The organism is Pseudomonas sp. S3_A03 (assembly GCF_054668275.1).
In genome coordinates this window covers 4,607,693-4,630,829 of record NZ_CP162753.1, presented here as the reverse complement: position 1 = coordinate 4,630,829, position 23,137 = coordinate 4,607,693, and the positions used below count along the sequence as shown (strand labels likewise).

Here is a 23,137-nt window from a genome sequence, read left to right as displayed (position 1 = left end):
CTAAACATTCAGTGCTCGAGCCCAACGCGGAGGACGTTTAATAACCGTTGCTACCGTAATCCACCGTAAACGCGAAGCCGACCAGCCGCTCTACGCCAGTCTCCAACCGTCCGTCGGCATGCAAACGCAGCCAACGATACCCTGGCGCTTGCTCGCTGACCTTGAAGTGCTCGCTGCCCGGTGCGAACTGGATGCAGGTGGATGGCGACGCCAGCAGGCGCACGCCGTTGCGCTCACGGTCGATTTCCTGATGCACATGGCCCCAGAGTACTGCCTTGACCTGGGGGAAGCGGTCCAGCACGGCAAACAGTGCCTCGGGGTTGCGCAGGCCGATGGGCTCCATCCAGGCACAGCCGATGGGCACCGGATGATGGTGGAAACACACCAGGTGGTGACGGTTTGGCGCTTCGCTCAGGGCCTGAGCCAGTAGTTGCAGTTGTTGGTCTTGCAGGTAACCCGGCACGGAACCGGGTACGGCGGAGTCCAGCAGGATGACGCGCCAGTGGCCGATATCGACTACCGGCTCCAGAAAATCACTGTGCTCGGCGGCCCGGACCATGACTTGAGGCTCATCATGATTACCCGGAATCCAGCGCGCCGGGGCACCGATAGGCGCGGTCATCTGGCGAAACTGCTGGTACGACTCAAGCGTGCCGTCCTGGGACAGGTCCCCGGTGGCCAGCACCAGGTCGACCTGCGGCTGTTGCGCGCGCACCAGCTCGATCACCCGTCGCAGGCTCTCACGGGTATTCATGCCCAGCAGCGTAACGTCGGCCTCGGCAAACAGATGGCTGTCGGACAGTTGCACCAGTAACGCCGAAGCGTCGGGGTTCACGGTGGATACGCTCGGCAAGGCGCTCTCCCAAGGCAATCACAGGAATGGACGTTTGGCGTGATTATGCTGGGGCAGGACGCAAAGAGGAAACCCAGGAACCAGATGCAGTTCACATCTACCGCACGACTTCGAACTCATGGCCCAGCGCCAGGCAGTGGCTCAGCCACTCACCGAGGAACACATTGAGCTGCGCTTTCTCATCGGGTTGGTGCATGAACACATTCGGGTAAGGGTAGATGCTGCGAAAGCGCCGCGCGTGTTCGGCGCTGATCACTTCGGCCATACGGGCGTCGTGGTACACCTGCACTTCCAGTTGCGGCACCGGCAGCCACGGCAGGCTGTGCTCCTGGCGTACGCGCAGGGTGGTGGTGTACGGGCAGTTGACGATGACTTCAAGGGCCAGCACGCCCAGCATCTGGTCGCCGTGGGTCACGCCGATGCGACGCGCCTCGGGCGTGTGGCGCATGTCGGGCAGCAGGCGCATCAGCCGCGCATAGTTGGCCTCGCAGGCCGCTTGCAGCCCGATCAGGTCGACTCGATAACGTTCCCGTGCCTTTACTGCCATAACCCCCTCACTTCCGCGCGATTAAGCGCAAGCCATTGCAGGGCGATAATGCTGGCTGCGTTGGAAATCCTGCCGTCGCGCACGGCTTGCAGGGCGTCTTCGAATGCCCAGACCGTCACGCGGATGTCTTCTGCTTCTTCTTCCAGCCCATGCACGCCACCCGCTCCGGAGCTGTCGCAGCGCCCCAGGTATAGGTGCACAAATTCGGTACTGCCGCCGGGCGACGGAAAATACTTGGTGATCGGCCACAGCGCGGAGAAGGTCAGCCCAGCTTCCTCTTCGGCTTCGCGGTGTGCAACCTCCTCCGGTTCTTCATCCTTGTCGATCAGGCCGGCGACCATCTCGATCAGCCACGGGTTGTCGGCACGGCCCATGGCGCCCACGCGAAACTGCTCGATCAGCACCACTTCATCACGCTGCGGGTCATAGGGCAGTACACACACCGCGTCGTGACGGACAAAGACTTCGCGGTTGATCACGCGGCTCATGCCGCCGTCGAACTTCTCGTGGCGCAGTTGCACACGGTCAAGTTTATAGAAGCCCTTGTAGGCATTGTCGCGCTGCACGATTTCAATCGTGCTCGGCGTCGATTTTGCAAAGTCCGTCATATCCCTTCCTCGTTGTGCCTGGGCAATTCGCGCCATCCTAACGCGCTCGCGTCGGTTGGCGCAGCCCCTTTCCGGTTGCCGGGATAGACGGCGAGCCTCAAACTCACTCTAATCAGCTTAGTGGCGAACTGACTGCCTTGCCGGTAGTCGAAGCTGCACAATTTCGCTCTTATCGATAGACGAAGGACATCCATGTCGCTTTTAAAAATCGCCTCCGTGGCCTGCATCGCCTTGACCCTCGGCGCCTGCCAAAGCCTGTTCCAACCCAACTGGCGCACCCCGCTGGAAGCCACCCGAGACACCACCGAACAAACCCGGCCGGGCTGTGCCAGCGCCGATTGCGCGCTGGTGAATATCGACACCGTGCACTTTGCCAAGGAACCCAAGCTGGACGCGCTGATCGAACAGCGCCTGCTGGAGATGACCGGCGCCAACCCGCTGCCGACCAGCCTTGCGACCTATCGCGAGCAATTCCTGCAAACCGCCGCGCCGAACAACAGCATGTATTTGCAGGCCAAGGTACGTGAGCAGCATGACGGCTTGGTGATCATCGAGTTGTCCAGCTACCTGGACCAGGGCGCCACCCATGGCGAGCCGGGCCGCGCGTTCATCAACTATTCGCGTCAGCAGCAAAAAGCCCTGTCGCTCAGCGATATGCTGCTGCCCGGCAAGGAAGACGCGTTCTGGAAAGCCGCCCAGGTGGCGCACAACAGTTGGCTGATCAGCACCCGCCTGAGCCTGGAAGCGGAATTCGTCAAAAAATATCCCTTCCAGAAAACCCCAAACGTGGCGCTGACTTACGGTGGCGTGATCCTCAAATACCCCACCACCACCATCGCGCCCTATGCCCTGGGCCATGTCGAGTTGCAGATCCCCTACTCGCGCCTGGACGGCATCCTCAAGCCTGAGCTGGTGCCCGTACGTCGCTGAAAGCCCGACCAAGGATGAACTGCAACAGCCCTGCCAGCACCAGCGCCGGCAGGGTTGCGCCGACATCCGGATACAGGTTGGCCAGCAGATGATAAGTGCCGATGCCACCCAGCCAGGCCAACAGCGCCGGCCAACGCAGGCCGGCGACCACGCCCCGGCCACGACGGCGAAGCACGAAATGATCGACCAGCACCACGCCGAACAGCGGCGCGAACACCGAGCCGATCAGCAACAGGAAGTTCTGGTACTGCGCCAACGGAGCAAAACAGGCGATCAAGGTGCAGATGACGCCGATGGCCAACGCCAGATGCTCGACCTTCAAGCGCAATAGAATCCCGCTGGACACCGCAGCCGAGTGAATATCGGCGAAGGCGTTCTCCGACTCGTCCAACAGGATCAGCAACAGCGGAATCCCCAGGCCCGCGCCGGCCAGCGCCAACAGCAGCGCATTCACCTCGCCACTTGGCGCAAACGCCAGGGTGTAGGCCACGCCCAGGCTCATCAGCCAGAAATTACCGATAAAAAACCCCAGCGCAGTGCCGCCGAATACACTTTTGGCGCGTTTGCCGAAGCGTGAGTAGTCGGCAATCAGCGGCAACCACGACAGCGGCATGGCGATGGCAATGTCAAAGCCCACGGCAAACGGCATCGAACCATCACCCGCCTGGGCCCAGAGCGCCGCCAGGTCGGCCTTGGCAAACAGGTTCCAGGTCAGCCACAGGCACGCGGCGAGCAACAGCCAGATACCCCATTTGCGCAGGATCTGGCGCACAAAGGTCAATGGCCCGCTGACTGCCAGCAAGGTCGCCAACCCCCCGAAAAACAGGGTCCACAGCAACGGGCTGGCCCATAGACCACCCTCGCCGAACGCCCGCGCGCCCAAGAGGCTGGCCGCATCGCGCATCACGATGATTTCAAACGAACCCCAGCCGACCAGTTGCAGCAGGTTAAGCAGCGCCGGCAGGCTGGCCCCCTGGGTACCGAGGCTGAGCTTGAGCGCGGCCATGGCGGACAGGCCAGTGTCGCTGCCGATCACGCCGACGGCGGCCAGCAACAGCACGCCCACCAGCGTGCCGAGGAAGATCGCCAGCAACGAGCCGAACAACCCCAGGCCCGGCGCGAGTAGGGCGCCGGTTTGCAGGACCATCAGGCCGATGCCGAGTGAGAACCATAGAGAGAACAGGTCGCGGGCGCCGAACACGCGTTTGTCGCTCGGCACTGCGATATCAGGGGAGTAGGTGCTGGGTTGAATGCTCAAGGGTGTTGTCTCTGAAGAACATTTGTTGTTTGGGAGATTGCTATCGGGGGCAAGCCCCCGATGAGGCCAGTACCAGCACCTCCAATCTTTGATCAGACCTTTTTGTACAACTGACTACCTTCCTGCTTGAACCGCTGCGCCTGCTCCGCCAAACCCTTGGCCACGTCCACGTCCACCGCATCAATGCGCTGGTTGGCGGCGTATTCCCGCACTTCCTGGGTGATTTTCATCGAGCAGAACTTCGGCCCGCACATCGAGCAGAAATGCGCGACCTTGGCCGAGTCTTTCGGCAGGGTTTCATCGTGATAGGAACGCGCGGTGTCCGGGTCCAGGCCGAGGTTGAACTGGTCCTCCCAGCGGAACTCGAAACGCGCCTTGCTCAAGGCGTTGTCGCGGATCTGCGCGCCTGGGTGGCCTTTGGCAAGGTCGGCGGCATGCGCGGCGATTTTGTAGGTGATGATCCCGGTCTTCACGTCATCCTTGTTCGGCAGGCCCAGGTGTTCCTTGGGCGTGACGTAGCAGAGCATGGCGCAGCCGAACCAGCCGATCATCGCCGCACCGATGCCGGAGGTGATGTGGTCGTAGCCGGGCGCGATGTCGGTGGTCAAAGGGCCAAGGGTGTAGAACGGCGCCTCGTCGCAGCATTCAAGCTGCTTGTCCATGTTCTCCTTGATCAACTGCATCGGCACGTGGCCCGGGCCTTCGATCATGGTTTGCACGTCGTGCTTCCAGGCGGTCTTGGTCAGCTCGCCGAGGGTTTCCAGCTCGCCGAATTGCGCGGCATCGTTGGCGTCGGCAATCGAGCCGGGGCGCAGGCCGTCGCCGAGGGAGAAGCTGACGTCATAGGCCTTCATGATTTCGCAGATTTCGTCGAAATGCGTGTAGGTGAAGTTCTCCTTGTGGTGCGCCAGGCACCACTTGGCCATGATCGAACCGCCACGGGAGACGATGCCGGTGACGCGCTTGGCGGTCAGCGGCACGTAGCGCAGCAGCACGCCGGCGTGGATGGTGAAATAGTCGACGCCCTGCTCGGCCTGTTCGATCAGGGTGTCGCGTAACAGCTCCCAGGTCAGGTCTTCGGCGGCACCGCCGACTTTTTCCAGGGCCTGGTAGATCGGCACGGTACCGATCGGCACCGGCGAGTTACGGATGATCCACTCGCGGGTTTCATGGATGTGCTTGCCGGTGGACAGGTCCATCACCGTGTCCGAACCCCAGCGAATGCCCCAGGTGAGTTTCGCCACTTCTTCTTCGATGGACGAACCCAGGGCGCTGTTGCCGATGTTGCCGTTGATCTTCACCAGGAAGTTACGGCCGATGATCATCGGCTCCAGTTCGGTGTGGTTGATGTTGGCCGGAATGATCGCACGGCCGCGGGCGATTTCTTCGCGCACGAATTCTGGCGTGATGATCTTCGGCACGCTGGCGCCGAAGCTGTGGCCGGCGTGTTGCTGGTCAAGCAGGCCGCTGGCGCGGGCCTCTTCGAGCTTCATGTTTTCGCGGATGGCGACGTATTCCATCTCGGCGGTGATGATGCCTTTGCGCGCGTAATGCATCTGAGTGACATTGGCGCCGGCCTTGGCGCGGCGCGGGTTTTTCACATGGGCGAAACGCAGGGCGGTCAATTCGGCATCGCTCAGGCGTTGCTGGCCGAAGTGCGACGTGAGGCCAGGCAGGCGCTCGGTGTCGCCGCGCACTTCGATCCAGGGTGAGCGCACGTCGGCCAGGCCTTTGCGCACGTCGATGATCACGTTGGGGTCGGTGTAGGGGCCAGAGGTGTCGTACACAGTGACGGGGGCGTTGATTTCACCGCCGAAATCGGTGGGGGTCACGTCCAGGCTGATTTCGCGCATCGGCACACGAATGTCCGGGCGAGTGCCCTGCACGTAGATTTTTTGCGAACGGGTAAACGGTTGCACGGAGCCGGAGTCGACCTTGGCCGATTCACTCAGGTGCACGGTATTTTTTAGTGTTGTCGTCATCACGGGCTCTCCAACTTATCCAGGCGGTGGATTTTTGTCGGAGCGAACCTGTGACGGATGGACGCACTGCAAGCAGTGCTGTGCTCAATACAGAGGACTGTTCGATTGTCGAACAGCATCCCGGACGAAGCACAAGAGGACTCGCCGGGTGACGAGAAATCTTGTTCCCTACGCAGGCGCTAACCTGATCAGGTTCAACGGGATCCGGTATTTACCGATCTCAGCCTTCCAACAAGGCACCCCGACAAGAACGCGGCCAGTCTAGACCATGGCGTGGGCAAATTGCCAATGGCGGTGCATTCAGCGTGATGAATGGCGTGATTGCAGATTGTTGAGCCGTGGAACCGCCACTACACTCGGCTACGGCTTAAGGCTTGACGCTCTGGAAGAGTCGCCGTAGCCTTGGCCGATAAATTATAGCCGTAATATTAATCAGGGATCGCCTCATGCTGCGCAAACTTTCACTGGCTGTTGCCGTGTCTTGTGCAACCAACACGATGGTCTGGGCAGTTGAAGCGCCCTTGTCCGCCAAAACCGACCTGGTCAGCGTGTATCAGGAAGCGGTGGATAACAACGCCGACCTGGCCGCCGCCCGCGCGCAGTACGGCGCACAAAAGGAAGTGATACCCCAGGCCCGTGCCGGGTTGCTGCCAAACCTGTCGGCCGGTGCCGATATCAACAATGTCCGCACCCAGATCGACACCCCCGCAGCTACCGCCAACCGGGATGCCCATTCGTGGCGCGCCACCCTGAGCCAGCCGCTGTTCCGCGCCGACCGCTGGTTCCAGTTGCAAGCCGCCGAAGCCGTCAACGAACAGGCCGCGCTGCAACTGTCAGCCACCGAACAGAACCTGATTCTGCAAAGCGCCGAAAACTACTTCGCCGTGCTGCGCGCCCAGGACAACCTGGCGTCCACCAAAGCCGAAGAAAATGCGTTCAAGCGCCAGTTGGACCAATCCAACGAGCGCTTCGATGTGGGCCTGTCGGACAAGACCGACGTGCTGCAATCCCAAGCCAGCTACGACACCGCCCGGGCCAACCGCATCCTCGCCCAGCGCCAGGTCGAAGACGCCTTTGAAGCACTGATCACGCTGACCAACCGCCAATACAACTCGATCCAGGGCATTGTCCATACGCTGCCGGTGTTGCCGCCGCTGCCCAACGACGCCAAGGCCTGGGTCGACACCGCCGGCCGCCAGAACCTGAACCTGCTCGCCAGCAATTACGCCGTCACCGCCGCCGAAGAAACCCTCAAGCAGCGCAAGGCCGGCCACGCCCCCACCCTGGACGCGGTGGCACAGTATGAAAAAGGTGATAACGACGCCCTCGGTTTCAGCAACCCGAACGCCTTCGGCACGCCGTACCGGGGCGACGTCGAGCAACGCACCATCGGGCTGCGCTTGAGTATCCCGCTGTACAGCGGCGGCCTGACCAGCTCACAAGTGCGTGAGTCCTACTCGCGCCTGGACCAGACCGAGCAGCAGCGCGAAGGCCTGCGCCGCCAGGTCGTTGAAAACACCCGCAACCTGCACCGCGCGGTGAACACCGATGTGGAACAGGTACAGGCGCGCCGCCAGTCGATCATCTCCAACCAGAGCGCCGTGGAAGCCACGGAAATCGGTTACCAGGTGGGCACGCGCAATATCGTGGACGTACTCGACTCCCAGCGCCAGCTGTACGCGTCGGTGCGCAATTACAACAACAGCCGCTACGACTACATCCTCGATAACCTGCGCTTGAAGCAGGCGGCGGGGACGTTGAACCCAGGTGACTTGCAGGACCTGGCGCGCTACCTCAAGGCCGACTACAACCCGGACAAGGATTTCCTGCCGCCGGACCTGGCCAAAGCCGCCGCCGAGCAGCTCAAGGCTCGCCCGGGCTACTGACCACAACACAAAACAAATGTGGGATGGGGCTTGCCCCCTCCCACATGTTGAACATGTCAGCGACTTAGCAGTCTGCCCAACCCATCCAGCAAACGCTTCAGCGCGCCCTGGTTCGCCTGCATCACCTTCAGCCCCGCCTGCGCCATCTTGCGCGCGTCCTGCGGCAGTTCGAACAACTGGCGCACGGCTTCAGCGAGTCCTTCAGCGTCATCAACCTCTCGCAGCGCTCCCGCTTCACGCAGCATTGCGGTGATTTCCAGGAAATTGAATACATGTGGCCCCATGATCACAGGCTTAGCCAGGGCCGCCGGCTCCAGCGGGTTGTGCCCGCCCGTCGCAACCAGGCTGCCGCCGACAAAAGCGCTGTCGGCCAAGGCGTATAGAAACAGCAGTTCGCCCATCGTATCGCCGAGCAACACCGCAGTGTTTGCGCTCACCGGCTCACCGGTGGAACGGCGCACCGTGGCAAAGCCTTGCTGCTCGCACAAGTCGAACATCGGGCCAAAGCGTTCCTGGTGACGCGGCACAAGAATCAACAGGGCATTCGGATAGCTGGCGAGCAATTGACGATGTGCCGCCAACACCACTTCATCTTCACCTTCGTGAGTACTGGCGGCGATCCACACCGGGCGCTCGCTGGCGCCCCATTGTTCACGCAGGGCGGCCGCACGCGCGAGCAACTGCGGGTCGATGGTCAGGTCGAACTTGATCGAGCCGGTGACTTCCACGGTTTCCGGCCGGGCCCCAAGGCTCAGGAAACGCTGGGCCTCGGCCTGCGTCTGCACGGCGAACCAGCTCATTTGCGCCAGCATCGGCGCCGTCAGCCTGGCAAACCGCCCATACCCCTTGGCCGAACGCGCCGACAGCCGCGCATTGGCCAGCGCCACCGGAATACCGCGCATGGCGCAGGCATGGATGTGGTTGGGCCACAGTTCGGTTTCCATGATCACCGCGAGCGTGGGCTGCACACGGTCGAGAAAACGCTTGGCCGCGCACGGCAGGTCATACGGCAAATAGCAGTGCTGGATGCGCGACTCGTTGGCGAACAAGGCCTGGATACGCTCGGAACCGGTGGGCGTCATGCAGGTGACGGTGATCGGCAGCTGTGGATAACGCGCCAGCAGCTCACGAATCATCGGCGCCGCCGCGATGCTTTCGCCCACCGATACCGCATGCACCCAGATCCCTCCGGCCTTCATCGCCGGCAAGCCGTACGAAAACCGCTCGCCCACGCGCCTGGCATAGGCCGGCGCCTTGCGCGCACGCAGCCATAGACGTAAAGCCACCAACGGCAGCGCCAAGTAAAACAGACAGCTGTAGAGAGTTCTATTCATGGCGGCGGAGTTTATCGGCTTTTTCAATCTATCGCCCGCAGGCACTCGGCAAAACGTTCGGCAAGAAACTGTGCGGCAGGGCCCAAGGGTTCGTCACGGCGCCACACCAACTCGACCACCAGGGCTGGCGGGGTCCATTCGCTGTCGAGTTCGACCATCTGGTTTTGGTAGGCCGGGTATTGCACCACATGCCGGGGCAACCAGGCCCAGCCCAGGCCGCGGATCAACCATTCGGCGAGCACGTAGAAGCTGTCGGCCCGCCACACCTGCGGGCTGGCGGCCTCGCTGCCGGGATACACACTGGTCTGGGTCGACATCAGTAACTGCCGAAACTGCGCCAGGCGCTGGCAGTCCACGAAGCCCTGCGTCGCCAAGGGGTGATTGCGCCCACAGACGGTGACCATTTCAACACTGCCCACCACCCGGCGCTCCAGCGCTTCGGGGATCTGGTCGTGATAGAACAACAGGCCCAGGTCCGCCTTGCGCTCGACCAACTTGCGTGCGACGTCACCTTGAGCAGCGCTGGAAAGCTGTACTTCCAGGTTCGGAAATTTCCCGGCCAGGGCATCCAGGCTGTCGAGCACAGGCTGGTACAGCATCGCCTCGTCCTGGGCCAGGCGCAGACGCGCTTCTTCGCCGCGCATCAGCGACAGCGCGCGGCCGTTGAGGCGCTCGCATTGACGCAACACTTCCCTGGCTTCTTCGAGCAGCACCGCGCCGGCTTCGGTCAGACGGGGCTGACGGCCGCTGCTGCGTTCAAACAGGCTCACGCCCAAGTCGGCCTCCAGCAACGCAATCCCATTGCTCACCGCCGATTGAGCCTTGCGCTGCCCGCGCGCGACCGCCGAAAACGAACGTTGCTCGGCGACACTCACAAACAAGCGCATCTGTTCCAGATTCCACTGCACGCTCATGGCACAACCCATCTCTAAATCGGATAGGTAATGACTTTACCGCATCTGAACAACCCCTAGAATAGCGGCCATATCAAAGCGCCCAACACTGAGGACCAACGCCATGAACATCGCTTACTACTACCTGGCCATTGCCATTTGCTCGGAAGTGATCGCCACCGTTTCCATGAAAGCCATCAAAGGCTGGAGCACGCCCATCCCCTTGCTGCTGGTGATCGTCGGCTACGGCGTGGCCTTCTGGATGCTCACGCTGGTGGTCCGTACCGTGCCGGTGGGCGTGGCCTACGCAGTGTGGGCAGGGATGGGCATCGTGCTGGTCAGTGTTGCGGCGCTGTTTATCTACGGGCAAAAGCTCGACGTGCCGGCGATGCTGGGGATGGGCCTGATTGTGCTGGGCGTGGTGGTGATTCAGCTGTTCTCGAAAACCGCCGGGCACTAGAAAAGCAGCGCGCTATACTAGCGTCCCTTTTTCTACGCCAGAGGTCCCGCGCGCATGTCTATTTCCACCGACGTTCTGATTGTCGGCGCTGGGGTTGCCGGCCTTTGGCTGAACGCGCGCCTGCGCCGCCAGGGCTTTTCCACGGTGGTGGTTGAAAGCGCCACCTTGGGTGGCGGACAAAGCGTGAAGTCCCAGGGGATTATTCACGGCGGCGCGAAATACGCCCTGCACGGCGCCCTCACCGGCGCCTCCGAAGCCATTGCCGATATGCCGCGCCGCTGGCGCGAAGCCCTGGCCGGCACCGGCGAGCTGGACCTGTCCGGCGTGCGCGTGCTCTCCCAGGCTCATTACCTGTGGTCGCCTGGCACGCTCGCCGGCAACCTCACCAGCTTCTTCGCGAGCAAGGCCGTGCGCGGCCGAGTCGACCAGGTCAAGGGCGACGACTTGCCGCCGGCGCTGCAAGACCGCCGTTTCAAGGGCAAGGTGTATCGCCTGTCGGAGTTGGTGGTGGATGTGCCCAGCGTGATCAACCGCCTGGCGCAATTGGCCGGTGACGGTCTGCTCGCCGGGCAACACATCGAACCGCTGCGCGACGGCGAGACCCTGGTGGGCTTGAGGGTCGATGGCCGTGAGATCCGCGCCCAACGCATCGTGCTGAGCGCCGGCGGCGGTACCGCTGATTTACTCGCCGCCCTTGGCCTGAGCCAGCCGGCCATGCAAACCCGCCCATTGCACATGATCATCGCCAAAGGGCCGGGCCTGAAGCCGCTGTACGCGCATTGCCTGGGGGGCGGCACCAAGCCGCGCCTCACCGTCACCACTCACCCCGCGGCCGATGGCAACTGGGTGTGGTACATCGGCGGCGATATTGCCGAAGCCGACGGTGTGGCCCGTACCCCCGAAGAACAAATCGTCACCGCGCAAAAAGAACTGGCGCAACTGCTGCCGTGGATCGACATGAGCCACACCCAGTGGGCCACCCTGCGCGTCGAACGGGCCGAACCGCTGCAGTCGGGCCTGAGCCGCCCCGACAACGCCTTCGTGGCCGAAAACGACCGCCTGCTGGTCGGCTGGCCGACCAAACTGGCCCTGGCGCCGGACTTCGCCGACCGGGTGATCAACAGCCTCGAACGTGACGGTATCCGCCCGAGCGCATCGGCGCCGCTGCCCGACCTGCCAAAACCCAGCGTCGGCGTACCGGCCTGGGAGCATCTGTTGCCATGAGCCTGCCCACCCTGCACGACCTGCATCGCCCCCTGGGCAGCACCGGCCTGCTGGTATCGCCACTCGGCCTGGGCACCGTCAAGCTGGGCCGCGACCAAGGGGTGAAGTACCCCAACGGTTTCCAGATCCCGGATGACGACGAAGCGCGGATGTTGCTGCGCCAGGCACACCAACTGGGCATCAACCTGATCGACACCGCGCCCGCCTATGGGCGCAGCGAAGAACGCCTCGGGCCGCTGTTGCGTGGCCAGCGCAAAGACTGGGTAATCGTCAGCAAGGTCGGCGAAGAGTTCGACAACGGCGTGTCCCGCCACGATTTCAGCGCGGCCCATACGCGCCTGTCGATCGAGCGCAGCTTGAAACGCCTGGAAACGGATTTTATCGACCTGGTGCTCGTGCATTCCGACGGCAACGACCTGCACATCCTCAACGACTGCGAGGTTTACCAGACCCTGGCGCAGTTGAAACTTGAGGGCAAGATTCGTGGTTTCGGCTTCTCCGGCAAAACCGTCGAAGGCGGCGTTAAGGCTCTGGAACAGGGCGACTGCGCGATGGTCACCTACAATTTGAACGAACAGGCCGAGGAAGCCGTCATTGACTATGCGGCGGCCCACGGCAAGGGAATCCTGGTCAAAAAGGCGCTGGCCAGCGGCCATGTCTGCCTGGAACCTGGAATGGATCCAATACACGCCAGTTTCATGCTGTTGTTTGCGCACACGGGCGTTGCCAGTGCTATTGTCGGGACCATCAACCCGCTGCACCTGGCCCATAACGTGGCAACCGCCGCCAAGGTCATTCGTCAACTCTGATGCCGCCGACGCGGCCGACCCAGTCGCACAAAGGAGCCGACATGCCGCGAACGCTCATTAGAAAAAACCCGAGCAACTTTAAAACACTGCCGCTGCACGTCGAAGCCACCCCCGAAGGCCTGAGCTACCAAAGCGTGGGCATGCCGCTCAATTTCGCCCAGACCCTGCAACGGCGCAAGCCGGTCGACGTGCCAGACGCCGAGCGCTTCGCCGTCGAACTGGCGAACCTCGGCGTGTCGGTGCGACTGACCCTGCATTGGCAAAATCGCGATTATTGGGTGCTGGTGCGCCAACGCCGCCAAGACCGTGGCGATGTGGTGCTCAAGCTGATCTCCGGCTACGTCCCGGCCCATGAACTGAACCTGCCACTGCACACGGCCATCCAGGAAATTGCCGAGGAGTGCCTGCTGGAAACACCTGAAGGCTGGCTCGGCGGGCGCTTCAATGACACGTGGCTACCCGCGCCCTACTCCGCCGCGCTGCATTACCGCGAAGCGCTGCCCTTTCGCTTGAGCCCGCTGTCTGGCGCCGCCCGCCCGGTGCGTTGCGCAACCACCCAACTGATTGAACGTCCTCGGGCCTATGTGCATTTGCCCACGGCGTCGCTGCAACTGATTTACGACCTGCGCCTGGAAGTGCCGAAGGAAGCCAAGTCCCTGAGCCTGTTCCATGTGGATGAGCGCTTGGAGGGCGACCAATTGGTCGCACGCCTTGATCGCAAGCGGCCGGATTTGTACCTGATGCCGCTCAAAGATGGCCAGCCGCTTCCGGAGCTTTATACCGTCAAGAAAGACCAGTTGTACCCGGCCAGTACACGGGGTTTGTACCTGGCAGAAAGTTTCGCCCGGCAAGAGGGATGGCTGGTGCGTGAAGAACGCATTCGCTGGAAGGATTGGCTGAGGCAGCAAGGCCTGGCGGAGCCGGAGAAAGAATCGAAGTTGAAGGGATTGGCGCGGCGCGTGCTGCGTAAGATCGTGCCGAAGAAAAAGGCCAAAGGCTAAATACTCACATGTGGCAGGGGTTGCCCCCTGCCACATTGAGATCGCGGTTAGCCGTTAAGCAGGCGCTGCAGCCCCACCTTTAACGGTGTTGGCTGCGGCAATGTGAAGTTGGCCAGCAACCGCTGGTTATTCGCCCGCGAATGCCGAATGTCCCCCGAACGCGCAGGCCCGTAGGTCACGGCAGGCAGCGAGCCCACTGCTTCTTCCAATGCCTGCAGCACTTGCTTGAGCGTGGTGGTGCGGTTCCAGCCTACGTTGATCGCGCCCAACGGCGCGTCCGGCGCTTCGATGGCCTGCACCAGTACGTCCACCAGGTCTTCCACGTACATGAAGTCACGGGTCTGCTCGCCATCGCCAAACACGGCAATCGGCAAGCCCTGCTGGGCACGTTCGCTGAAGATACTAATCACGCCGGAGTACGGCGAGGACGGGTCCTGGCGCGGCCCGAAGATATTGAAGAAGCGGAAAATCACCGGCTCCAGACCATGCTGGCGACGGTAGAAATCGAAGTAGTGCTCGCCGGCCAGCTTGTCCACGGCATAGGGCGTCAACGGTGCCTTGGTGGTCTCTTCATTGATTGAAGCACCTTCGCCGTTATTGCCGTACACCGCAGCGCTGGAGGCATACACCACGCGCTTGACGCCCGCTTTGCGCATGGCTTCGCAGACGTTCAAGGTGCCGACGAAATTGCTTTGGTGCGTGCTGACCGGGTCATCCACCGAAGCCTGTACCGACGCCACCGCCGCCAGGTGCACCACCGCCATCGCGCCGACAGCGGCGCGCGCCATCAGCTCGGCATCGGCCACATCACCTTCGATCAGCTCGACACGCGGGTTGTCCAACGCCAGATTGCCGCGCTTGCCCGTGGACAGGTTGTCCAGCACACGCACGGCGTAGCCCTTGGCAAGCAGCGCATCGACCAGGTGCGAGCCAATAAAGCCCGCGCCGCCGGTAATCAGAACCCGTGGATCAGCCTTAGTCATTGCTGCGGATCTTCTCGACAATCGCCGTGGTCGAGCTGTTCTCAACCAGGCCCAGCACTTTGACCGTACCACCGTAGGCGCTGACGATATCGGCGCCGACCACCTGGTCGACGGAGTAGTCGCCGCCCTTGACCAGCACGTCGGGCTTGACCTGGGCCAGCAGGTTTTCCGGGGTCGCTTCAGGGAAGCTGATCACCCAGTCCACCGCGCCCAGCCCGGCCAGCACGGCCATGCGTCGGTCGACACTGTTGATCGGACGGCCCGGACCTTTCAAGCGGCTGACCGAAGCGTCGTCGTTGACCGCGACGATCAGGCGATCGCCTTGGGCACGCGCCTGCTCAAGGTAGGTCACGTGGCCTGCGTGCAGGATGTCGAAGCAGCCATTGGTGAACACAATGCTTTCGTTATGCGCACGCGCATCGTCAATCGCCAGCAGCAATTGCTCGATGGTCAACACACCGCGCTCCGAACCCTCGGAACGCTGGATAGCGCGGCGCAGCTCAGGCGCGCTGATGGCAGCAGTACCCAGTTTGCCGACCACGATGCCCGCCGCCAGGTTGGCCAGGGCCACGGCGTGGGGCAGTTCTTCGCCGGCCGCGATGGACGCGGCCAGGGTGGAAATCACCGTGTCACCGGCACCGGTGACGTCGAACACTTCACGCGCCCGCGCCGGCAGGTGCATGGCCGGGTGGCCGGGGCGCAGCAGGGTCATGCCGTGCTCGCCACGGGTCACCAGCAAGGCCCCCAGGTCGAGATCGGCCATCAGCGCGGCGCCTTTGCTCACCAGTTCGTGCTCATCGGCGCAACCGCCGACGATGGCTTCGAACTCGCTGAGGTTTGGCGTGATCAGGCTGGCGCCTCGATAAATCGAGAAGTCCTTGCCCTTGGGATCGGCCAATACCGGAATGCCCTTGGCCTTGGCGGCCTGGATCAACGCCTGGTGGTTCTTCAACGCGCCTTTGCCGTAGTCGGACAGCACCAGCACCTTGATGCCTTCGAGCAGTTCGTCGACTTGGCCGCTGAGGGCCAATGCGTCGGTGGCGAAGGGTTCTTCGAAATCGATACGCAGCAATTGCTGGTGACGGCTCATGACCCGCAGCTTGACGATGGTCGGCTGATGGGCGATGCGCTGGAACAGCGCACGCACGCCAGCACCGCGCAGGCTGTTGGCCAGGCTGTCGGCGGCTTCGTCGTCGCCGGTCACTCCCACCAGGGAGGCCGGGGCGCCGAGGGCGGCAATATTGAGGGCAACGTTGGCAGCGCCACCTGGACGGTCTTCGATTTGCTCGACCTTGACTACCGGTACCGGTGCCTCAGGGGAAATCCGTGAGGTACCACCATGCCAGTAACGGTCGAGCATGACATCGCCGACCACCAAGACAGGGGCTTGATCGAATCGCGGCATGGACAACTTCATGGAGCAACCCACATACAAAATGAACAGGGGCGCGATATTAGCACAGGGTTACAGAAGGCTTGTGGGGGGTGTGAAGAAGATGTTGCAGGAGCCACAGGTGAGGCGGATTGCCCGCCTCACCTCAGGTTCAGGTGATATCCGCCGACACTGGCGCATCCAGGCCCATGGCGTGCAGGCGAGCGTAATAGCCATTTTGTGCCAGCAGCTCGCGATGGGTGCCACGCTCGACAATCCGCCCATCGTCCATCACCAGGATCAGGTCGGCTTTCTCGATGGTGGACAAGCGATGCGCAATCACCAGCGTGGTGCGGCCCTGCATGACCTTGTCCAGCGCCACCTGGATGTGCCGCTCGGACTCGGTGTCCAGCGCCGAGGTGGCCTCATCGAGAATCAGCAGCGGCGCATTCTTGAGCAAGGCCCGGGCGATCGCCAGACGCTGGCGCTGGCCGCCGGACAGGAGCACGCCGTTTTCGCCCACCTGCGTGTCGAAGCCTTTGGGCAACTGGTCGATGAAGTCCTTGGCATTTGCATCCGCCGCCGCCGCTTCAACGTCCTCGCGCGGTGCGCCCGCCAAATCGCCATAGGCGATGTTGTTGGTCACGGTGTCGCTGAACAGGGTCACATGCTGGGTCACCTGGGCAATGTGCTTGCGCAGGTTGAGCAGCTTGTAGTCCTCGATCTCGACGCCATCGAGCAGGATCTCGCCGCTTTCATGATGGTAGAAACGCGGGATGAGGCTGGCCAGGGTCGACTTGCCGCTGCCGGAACGTCCGACCAGGGCGATCATCTGTCCGGGCTCGGCGGTAAAGCTGATGTCCTTGAGCACATGGCGTTCGGTGCCAGGATAGGTGAAGTTCAGGTGACGCACTTCCAGGCGGCCGCTGACTTTATCGCGCTCGATGGTGCCGCGATCGACCTCCATCTCCTCGTCCAACTGCTCAAAAATGCTCTCGGCCCCTGCCACGCCCTTCTGGATAGTCGAGCTGACTTCCGACAATTGGCGAATCGGCTTGGGCAACAAGCCGGCCAGCGTGATGTAGGCCACCATGTCACCGGCGGAGGCATCGCCACGCAGGTAAAGCACCAGGAACATCAACACGGCCATTGCGGTGTAGATCACCAGTTGCAGCGCCGGCGTGTAGATGGCGCCGGTGCGGGTCATGCGCAGCTGCTTGTCGGTATTGCTTTGGCTGGCCTTGAGGAAGCGCTTCTCCTCATAGACCTCACCGCCAAAACTGCGCACCACGCGGTAGCCCTGAATGGTTTCCGACGCAACGTGCGTGACATCACCCATCGCCGCCTGGATCTTCTTGCTCTGCTTGCGGAATTTTTTGCTGGCGGTGCTGACCATGACCGCGATCAACGGCAGGATGGCGATCATCACCAGCGTCAATCGCCAGTTCATGTAGAGCAACGAGGCAAACAGGAAGATCACCGTCATGCCTTCACGGATCACCACCTTGATCGCATCAGTGGCCGCCCCCGTGACCATAGTCACGTTGAAGGTGATACGCGAAATCAGGTGCCCGGAGTTGTGGTTGTCAAAGTAGCGGTTGGGCAAGGTCAACAAATTATTGAACAACTGCACACGCAGGTCGTGGACCAGGCCCAGGGAAACCTTGGCCAGCAGGTAGTTGCCCAGGAACGAACCCAGGCCCTGCCAGGCCGCGATCAGAATGATCAGCAGCGGTACCGCCTGCAGCAACTGAAGGTCCCGCAGGTACGGCACGTTCGGGAACAGCACGGCTTGCGGATTGGAAAGGCCATCCACGAAATATTTGAGGATGTAACCCAGCATAGGCTGGGTCGACGCGAAAATCAGAAATCCAACGATACTCAGCGCGAACAAGCCGGCATAGGGCTTAACGTAACTGAGCAGGCGGAAGTATATTTTCAAGCTCGAAGGGCTTGCGCTCGGACTGGAGTCGGTCATATCACGCGGCGTTTTTGAAAAGGATGCTGACTTTAGCACAGCTTCTCTGTTGTACTTGCACCCGGCTTGACCCCACAGCCTGGTTGGATGCGACCGGCGACATTATATAGCCACCACCTTAAGATGGTCGGCTTTCTCTTTCTGGAATGGCTTCATTTATGCAGTCCAAGCGTTTTCTCTACGGTTCCAACCGTGTTTTCGATTTTCTGGTCCTATGGGTTTTGCCGGTCGGACTGCTGTTGTTACTGAGTTCATTGTTCTTTCTGGCCAATCGCAATGGCCTGCACCGGCTCTATTACCTCCTGTTCAGTGCCCCTGCACTTGTGCTGCTTTGCCTGCGCCCCAGCGAACTCAAACAGCTGGTGCGCGAGCCACTGATCATCGCGTTCCTGCTGTTTGCGGGCTGGGCCCTGATCAGCCTGTTCTGGAGCCCGGAACCCGAGGTGGACTCAGGCTTATTCAAAACGCCATTGCACACGTTCATGCTGTTCGCCGGGTGCGGCTTGCTGCTGCACTATCGCAGCGAATTGCTGGCGCCGATTTTTTTCAGCGCCGCCGTGATCGCCCTGGTAGTCAGTGCGTGCAACCTGGTGGCCTTTGCTCCCCACTTTGCTGAAGGCTTGCGCATGGTGGGTGGGCTGGGCGCGCTGGACAACCCGCTGCTGAGCTCCCACGTATTCGGGTTCTTCTGCGTCTATTGGCTATATATCTGCATGACCACCCAGCGCCTGCAGGTGTTCATGTTCAGCCTGCCTGCCCTGGTGATCATGACCGCCGCCGTACTGGCGACGGGCTCAAGAACGCCACTGGTGGCCCTGGTGCTGGCGATACTGTGGATGAGCTTCACCACCCGCAACCGTCGCTCGGCCCTGCTGATTGTCGGCATGGTACTGCTGGGCGCCGCGATCTCTGCTGTTTTACCCCGAGCTGATCACCAACCGCGGAAGTTCATTGCGCTTCGAGTTGTGGGGCATGACCCTGCAACGTATCGCCGAGCACCCATGGATCGGGCACAGCTACAACGCCGAACTCTTTCTGACACCTTCCGACGGCTATGAACTTCGCGAACCCCACAGTTTCAGCCTGGGCGTGCTCTATTACGTTGGCATCATCGGCTTTATCCCATGGGTCTTCATGCTCGGCCGTGGCCTGTACGTAGGTCTGCAGCAACGCGCACAACCGTTGTTCATCCTGGCCTCTTCGCTGCTGGCCTATGGGATTGGCGGCGGCCTGACCGAAGGCGGCGGGATTCTTTCGCGCCCCAAGGAACACTGGTTCCTGTTATGGATACCGCTGGCCCTGATTGCCGGCTTGAGCATCGCCCAACGCCGTCGCAGCCTGCTACGCGTGCCCGTGCAAACGCTTGCTCCACAGGCTCGCGAACAATTGTGTGCCAACGCCCACGTCGTTGAAGCCGACGGTCTGGGCCCGAAAGTCCTGCGCCTGGAAGACGGCAGCTTCCTGAAGCTGTTCCGTGCCCGCCGCTGGTACACCTCCGGCAGGTTCAACCCGCTGTCGGAACGCTTCGCCCGCAACAGCCAACAGCTGCGCGAGCACGGCATTGCCTCACCTTCGGTGCTCAACCTGTACACCCTGCGCGATGGCAGCACTGCGGTTCGCTATCAACCGTTGCCCGGTCAGACACTGCGCCAGGTGCTGCAAGGCCTCGACACCAGCCTGCAGGAATCGCTGGTAGAGCGTTTTGGCCGGTTCGTCGCTCAACTGCACGAACGCGGCGTGTACTTCCGCTCCCTGCATCTGGGCAACGTACTGTTGATGGATGACGGTGAGTTCGGCTTGATCGACCTGGCGGACATGCGCATCTATCCGTCGGCGCTGCGCAACGCCTTGCGCCAGCGCAACTTGAAGCATATGCAGCGCTATCCCCAGGACCGCGGCTGGCTGTTCGAAACTCACTTTGAACAACTGGCCACGGGCTACGCGTGCGTTGCATCCCCACAAGCCACGCTGAGCATCCGCGAGCAGGCCCAGTCGTTCACGCTACGCACGCCGCAGGCTACGGGGCCGGCGGCAACACGCTAACGTTGACCCGGCGTAGCGGCGCCGGGTTCAGTCTTTTTCCAGCGGCGAAAAATACAGACGGGCCAGGCCACGCCAGGTCTTCTTGTTCCAGGCACGGAAAGGAATCTGTGCCAGCAGCTCACGAGCCAACGCCCGATTACGGTTGGAGGTCTTGAGGAACATGGAACTGAGGAACTTGTAACGCACCTCGTCGTACTGCGGATGATCACTGAACAACGCGTAGGAACGCAGGATGTTGTCGACCATGAATCGATGATTCTTGTACGAGTTGGTAGCGTGTTTACGGTACCGGGCCATGAGCACGTTCAAACCGTCGATGAAGTACCCGGCACGGGTAATTTTCAACTCGATCAACAAGTCTTCCAGACGAATCTCAGGGTCAAACCCACCGACCTTTTCCAGCGCCTCGCGCCGGATCATCAGCGTGGGCGCCGGCGGGTAAGGTTTACGCTCCAGGAACATATCGTCGAAGTCCAGGCGCCGGAACGGCACATCACGACGCTGGCGTTTTTCCGGGAAAAGCTCGCCATTGGAATCGATCAGCTCGATGTTGCCCGCGCAGATTCCCACCTCAGGCTTGCCATCCATATACGCAACCTGTATCGCGATACGCTCGGGCAACATGATGTCGTCCGAACCGAACGGCACGATCAGCGCCCCCTTGGCCCGCGCAATAGCACCGTTGAGCGTATTGGTCAGCCCCTGATTCTGCTGGACGCGAAAATCGAACGTGTAGCGCTCCTGCAGGCGGCGGATGCGTTCGACGCTGTCGTCTGTCGAGCCATCATCAATCACCAATAGTTCGATGTTGGGATACGTCTGGTTCAAGGCACTGAGGATGCTGTCCTCAATGTAGGGCCCATGGTTGTAAGACGCGATGATCACTGTGACCAAGGCCTGACTCTGATTCATATGTCGTTCCTGCGTGCTTGAGCCAATCCTGAGTCGATCAATGCCAGGTACTCCTGGCGGAACACCTCGATATCGTGTTGCGCCTGCAGGTACTGGTAGGCCTGCTCGCCTTTCTGCGCGAGCGCTTCATCGGACAGCGCCAGGTAAGTGTCGAGTGCCTGGGTCAATTCAGGCACGTTGGCCGGCTCCACCGCCAGGCCGCCCGCCCCTTCAATCAGTGGAAGCATGGCCGGTACGCTCGAGGCGATCACCGGCAGGCGCCCACTCATGCCCTCCAGCAGCGCGAGCCCCAGGCCCTCCGCCAGCGAAGGCATTGCCCAGATATCAAAGGCGCGCACGTATTGCAGCGCATTCTCCTTGAACCCCAGCAAATGCACGCGACCATCCAGGCCAAGGCTCTGGATTTGCGCGGCCAGGCTGGACGCCTCGCGCCCGGCGCCAATGATGGCGAGTTGCGCGGTCGGGTACTTGTCTTTCAGGGCGGCGAACGCCTGCACCAAATAGGTATGGCCCTTGACGGGCACCAGGCGCCCCAAGGCACCGATCAAGCGTACCGCCGGGTCAATGCCCAACAACTCGCGCGCGGCTTCACGCGAATGCTGCAAGGCTTCGGCCTGCTCGATATCGATCGCATTGGTAATGGCGTAGGTGTTGCGGTCGGTAAACCCGCACTGGCAATCCAGCAGGTACTGCTTGACCGCCGGCGATACACCCACGAAACGCCAGTGTTCATCGATCAGGCGCTGCGCCTGTTTGCGCCGGTAGAGACGGTCATACTCACCAAAACCATGGGAAATGCCGATGCACAACGGGATCTTCAGCCACCGATTGAGCTGCAACATCATGTTGACGGGCTTGAAGCGGTTGCACACCACCACGTCAAACTTTTCCTTGCGACAAAACTGATAAAGCCGCCACATGGCGCGCAATCTCATGCCCTTGAGAGCCTTATCGGGAAACTCGAAGTAGACGGAGGTCGCAGCGCGGCTTGTCGGCTCGCCAGGCCCCGGTCGGCCCCGCAGGAACGCTGCGGTGACTTCGTAGCGGTCAGCGGGCAGCGCTTTGACGATCTGTTCGGCCAGGTCGGCAAAATCATGGGATTTAACATTGTAGTCCGGCTGCAATTGCAGGACTTTGAAACGCCGGCTCATAACTCTCCTCGATGGAAACCTTCGGCATCAACGACCCAGGACGTCTCGGCGGCCAGCGCCTCGACGTGCTCGGCGCTTGGCGGCGGCAGCGACGACCACTGATTACGCTTCCAACAGACGAAATGAAAATACGGAAATTCCCGGTCGCCATCCCGGTCATTGGTCAAGCGACCCTTCTTCCAAAACCATTGGTGCGGGAAGCGGTCAGTGCCGTCATGCCACTTGATCACACCACCGGGCGTACTGTACGCCTCGGTGAAATCACTGCGACGGCGCCAGGGGTTGAACTTACCCACCAGCTCGAACAACGGCTTCGGAAAGTTCTTACGCCACAGAAAGATCCTACTGAAGGCCCCTTCATCCAGCGCATGATGCTCCTGATCAGTGAAGCGCGCTTCCCAATCCTTCATCTGCATAAACACTTCGCGCTTTCTGGCGGTGTTACGCATCAGGCACAAATGGCCGGCGACCCGTCGCTCATGTGTCGAGAACAGGTCAAAACCAGCCAGGCGCTCGGCGGTGAAATACCGGCGCAGGTTGCCATAGATCAAATCCAGGTCACCAAACGCCCAGAAGTCATAACCCGTGAGGCGATCAGCATGGATATGCCCCAGCGCAGGCTTGATGTCACACAACTTGTAGGCCTGCTGAGGCGCAAACTTGATATTCAACCGCCGTGAAACCAACGCGCAATAATCGGCAAACGTAATGCTTTCAATCCTGACGTTGTCAGGCACGTTATTTGGAACCGGGCAATCGCTGAACAGCAGCCAGTCAATATCGGCGTTATGCCGGCAGCTTTCGAGAAAAAAGGGCATCCAGAACGGCCAACGGCCAAAGTAAGGGATGAGGAACAGAATGCGAGGGCACTGTTTGATCACAAGGAGACTCACTGTCATTTTTTAATGGAGCG

At 61.4% G+C, this 23,137-nt stretch carries 19 protein-coding genes, 1 pseudogene and 1 riboswitch; of the genes and pseudogenes, 7 read left to right on the top strand and 13 right to left on the bottom strand.

What is annotated here, in order from left to right:
- Positions 1-37: 37 nt before the first annotated feature.
- The 3 genes from cpdA to AB4O25_RS21115 form a co-directional block, all read right to left on the bottom strand.
- Entirely contained in the window at positions 38-853 is an 816-nt protein-coding gene (gene cpdA / locus AB4O25_RS21125; RefSeq protein ID WP_017526443.1) for a 3',5'-cyclic-AMP phosphodiesterase, read from the bottom strand.
- Between the two features lie 97 nt (positions 854-950).
- Positions 951-1,400, bottom strand: coding sequence for a DUF1249 domain-containing protein (locus AB4O25_RS21120; RefSeq protein ID WP_017526444.1), 450 nt, complete (start codon positions 1,398-1,400; stop codon positions 951-953).
- On the bottom strand, positions 1,391-2,008 hold the full coding sequence (locus AB4O25_RS21115) for an NUDIX domain-containing protein (RefSeq protein ID WP_223495256.1): 618 nt from the start codon (positions 2,006-2,008) through the stop codon (positions 1,391-1,393). The genes AB4O25_RS21120 and AB4O25_RS21115 overlap by 10 nt, the downstream gene beginning before the upstream one ends.
- 192 nt (positions 2,009-2,200) lie before the next feature.
- Between AB4O25_RS21115 and AB4O25_RS21110 the strand changes: the two genes are divergently transcribed.
- Complete coding sequence (locus AB4O25_RS21110; RefSeq protein ID WP_017526447.1) at positions 2,201-2,938, top strand: RsiV family protein; 738 nt, start codon at positions 2,201-2,203, stop codon at positions 2,936-2,938.
- Here the strand turns inward: AB4O25_RS21110 and cytX are convergent.
- Positions 2,907-4,196: a putative hydroxymethylpyrimidine transporter CytX gene (cytX, locus tag AB4O25_RS21105; protein WP_460149953.1), complete on the bottom strand. Its 1,290-nt coding sequence runs from the start codon at positions 4,194-4,196 to the stop codon at positions 2,907-2,909. The genes AB4O25_RS21110 and cytX overlap by 32 nt on opposite strands.
- Positions 4,197-4,288: 92 nt before the next feature.
- On the bottom strand, positions 4,289-6,178 hold the full coding sequence (thiC, locus tag AB4O25_RS21100; protein WP_460149952.1) for a phosphomethylpyrimidine synthase ThiC: 1,890 nt from the start codon (positions 6,176-6,178) through the stop codon (positions 4,289-4,291).
- Between the two features lie 148 nt (positions 6,179-6,326).
- Positions 6,327-6,432, bottom strand: a riboswitch (TPP riboswitch).
- A gap of 192 nt (positions 6,433-6,624) precedes the next feature.
- Here thiC and AB4O25_RS21095 point away from each other — a divergent pair.
- On the top strand, positions 6,625-8,064 hold the full coding sequence (locus AB4O25_RS21095) for a TolC family outer membrane protein (RefSeq protein ID WP_460149951.1): 1,440 nt from the start codon (positions 6,625-6,627) through the stop codon (positions 8,062-8,064).
- Between the two features lie 56 nt (positions 8,065-8,120).
- Here AB4O25_RS21095 and waaA read toward each other — a convergent pair whose 3' ends face one another.
- Both waaA and AB4O25_RS21085 read right to left on the bottom strand, forming a co-directional pair.
- Positions 8,121-9,398 (bottom strand): lipid IV(A) 3-deoxy-D-manno-octulosonic acid transferase, encoded by a 1,278-nt coding sequence (waaA, locus tag AB4O25_RS21090; RefSeq protein WP_460149950.1) that lies wholly within the window; start codon positions 9,396-9,398, stop codon positions 8,121-8,123.
- Between the two features lie 23 nt (positions 9,399-9,421).
- Positions 9,422-10,312 (bottom strand): LysR family transcriptional regulator, encoded by an 891-nt coding sequence (locus AB4O25_RS21085; protein ID WP_409835867.1) that lies wholly within the window; start codon positions 10,310-10,312, stop codon positions 9,422-9,424.
- A 103-nt stretch (positions 10,313-10,415) separates the two neighbouring features.
- Here AB4O25_RS21085 and AB4O25_RS21080 point away from each other — a divergent pair, with 103 nt between their 5' ends.
- From AB4O25_RS21080 to AB4O25_RS21065, 4 genes are read left to right on the top strand one after another with little or no spacing between them, the layout of a single operon-like run.
- Positions 10,416-10,751 carry a DMT family transporter gene (locus AB4O25_RS21080; RefSeq protein ID WP_065879455.1) on the top strand — a complete coding sequence of 112 codons (336 nt, stop codon included), beginning with the start codon at positions 10,416-10,418 and terminating at the stop codon, positions 10,749-10,751.
- Positions 10,752-10,805: 54 nt separating this feature from the next.
- Entirely contained in the window at positions 10,806-11,975 is a 1,170-nt protein-coding gene (locus AB4O25_RS21075) for an FAD-dependent oxidoreductase (protein ID WP_116079001.1), read from the top strand.
- The gene (locus tag AB4O25_RS21070; RefSeq protein WP_137220164.1) at positions 11,972-12,784 is read left to right on the top strand and encodes an aldo/keto reductase; all 813 of its coding nucleotides are present in this window, start codon (positions 11,972-11,974) and stop codon (positions 12,782-12,784) included. Before AB4O25_RS21075 ends, AB4O25_RS21070 begins: the two co-directional genes overlap by 4 nt.
- A gap of 41 nt (positions 12,785-12,825) precedes the next feature.
- Positions 12,826-13,785, top strand: a complete 960-nt coding sequence (locus tag AB4O25_RS21065; RefSeq protein WP_017526456.1) for a hypothetical protein — start codon at positions 12,826-12,828, stop codon at positions 13,783-13,785.
- Positions 13,786-13,832: 47 nt separating this feature from the next.
- On the opposite strand, the gene AB4O25_RS21060 is transcribed toward AB4O25_RS21065, so the two are convergent.
- The 3 genes from AB4O25_RS21060 to msbA form a co-directional block, all read right to left on the bottom strand.
- Complete coding sequence (locus AB4O25_RS21060; protein WP_017526457.1) at positions 13,833-14,768, bottom strand: NAD-dependent epimerase/dehydratase family protein; 936 nt, start codon at positions 14,766-14,768, stop codon at positions 13,833-13,835.
- Positions 14,761-16,185, bottom strand: coding sequence for a bifunctional D-glycero-beta-D-manno-heptose-7-phosphate kinase/D-glycero-beta-D-manno-heptose 1-phosphate adenylyltransferase HldE (hldE, locus tag AB4O25_RS21055; RefSeq protein WP_017526458.1), 1,425 nt, complete (start codon positions 16,183-16,185; stop codon positions 14,761-14,763). Before hldE ends, AB4O25_RS21060 begins: the two co-directional genes overlap by 8 nt.
- A 127-nt stretch (positions 16,186-16,312) precedes the next feature.
- On the bottom strand, positions 16,313-18,118 hold the full coding sequence (msbA, locus tag AB4O25_RS21050) for a lipid A export permease/ATP-binding protein MsbA (RefSeq protein ID WP_017526459.1): 1,806 nt from the start codon (positions 18,116-18,118) through the stop codon (positions 16,313-16,315).
- Between the two features lie 158 nt (positions 18,119-18,276).
- Here msbA and AB4O25_RS21045 point away from each other — a divergent pair.
- Positions 18,277-20,161: pseudogene (locus AB4O25_RS21045) on the top strand (O-antigen ligase family protein).
- A gap of 27 nt (positions 20,162-20,188) precedes the next feature.
- Here the strand turns inward: AB4O25_RS21045 and AB4O25_RS21040 are convergent.
- From AB4O25_RS21040 to AB4O25_RS21030, 3 genes are read right to left on the bottom strand one after another with little or no spacing between them, the layout of a single operon-like run.
- Complete coding sequence (locus AB4O25_RS21040) at positions 20,189-21,073, bottom strand: glycosyltransferase (RefSeq protein WP_460149949.1); 885 nt, start codon at positions 21,071-21,073, stop codon at positions 20,189-20,191.
- The gene (locus AB4O25_RS21035) at positions 21,070-22,224 is read right to left on the bottom strand and encodes a glycosyltransferase family 4 protein (protein ID WP_460149948.1); all 1,155 of its coding nucleotides are present in this window, start codon (positions 22,222-22,224) and stop codon (positions 21,070-21,072) included. Before AB4O25_RS21035 ends, AB4O25_RS21040 begins: the two co-directional genes overlap by 4 nt.
- Complete coding sequence (locus tag AB4O25_RS21030; RefSeq protein ID WP_017526463.1) at positions 22,221-23,105, bottom strand: DUF6625 family protein; 885 nt, start codon at positions 23,103-23,105, stop codon at positions 22,221-22,223. Before AB4O25_RS21030 ends, AB4O25_RS21035 begins: the two co-directional genes overlap by 4 nt.
- Positions 23,106-23,137: the final 32 nt, after the last annotated feature.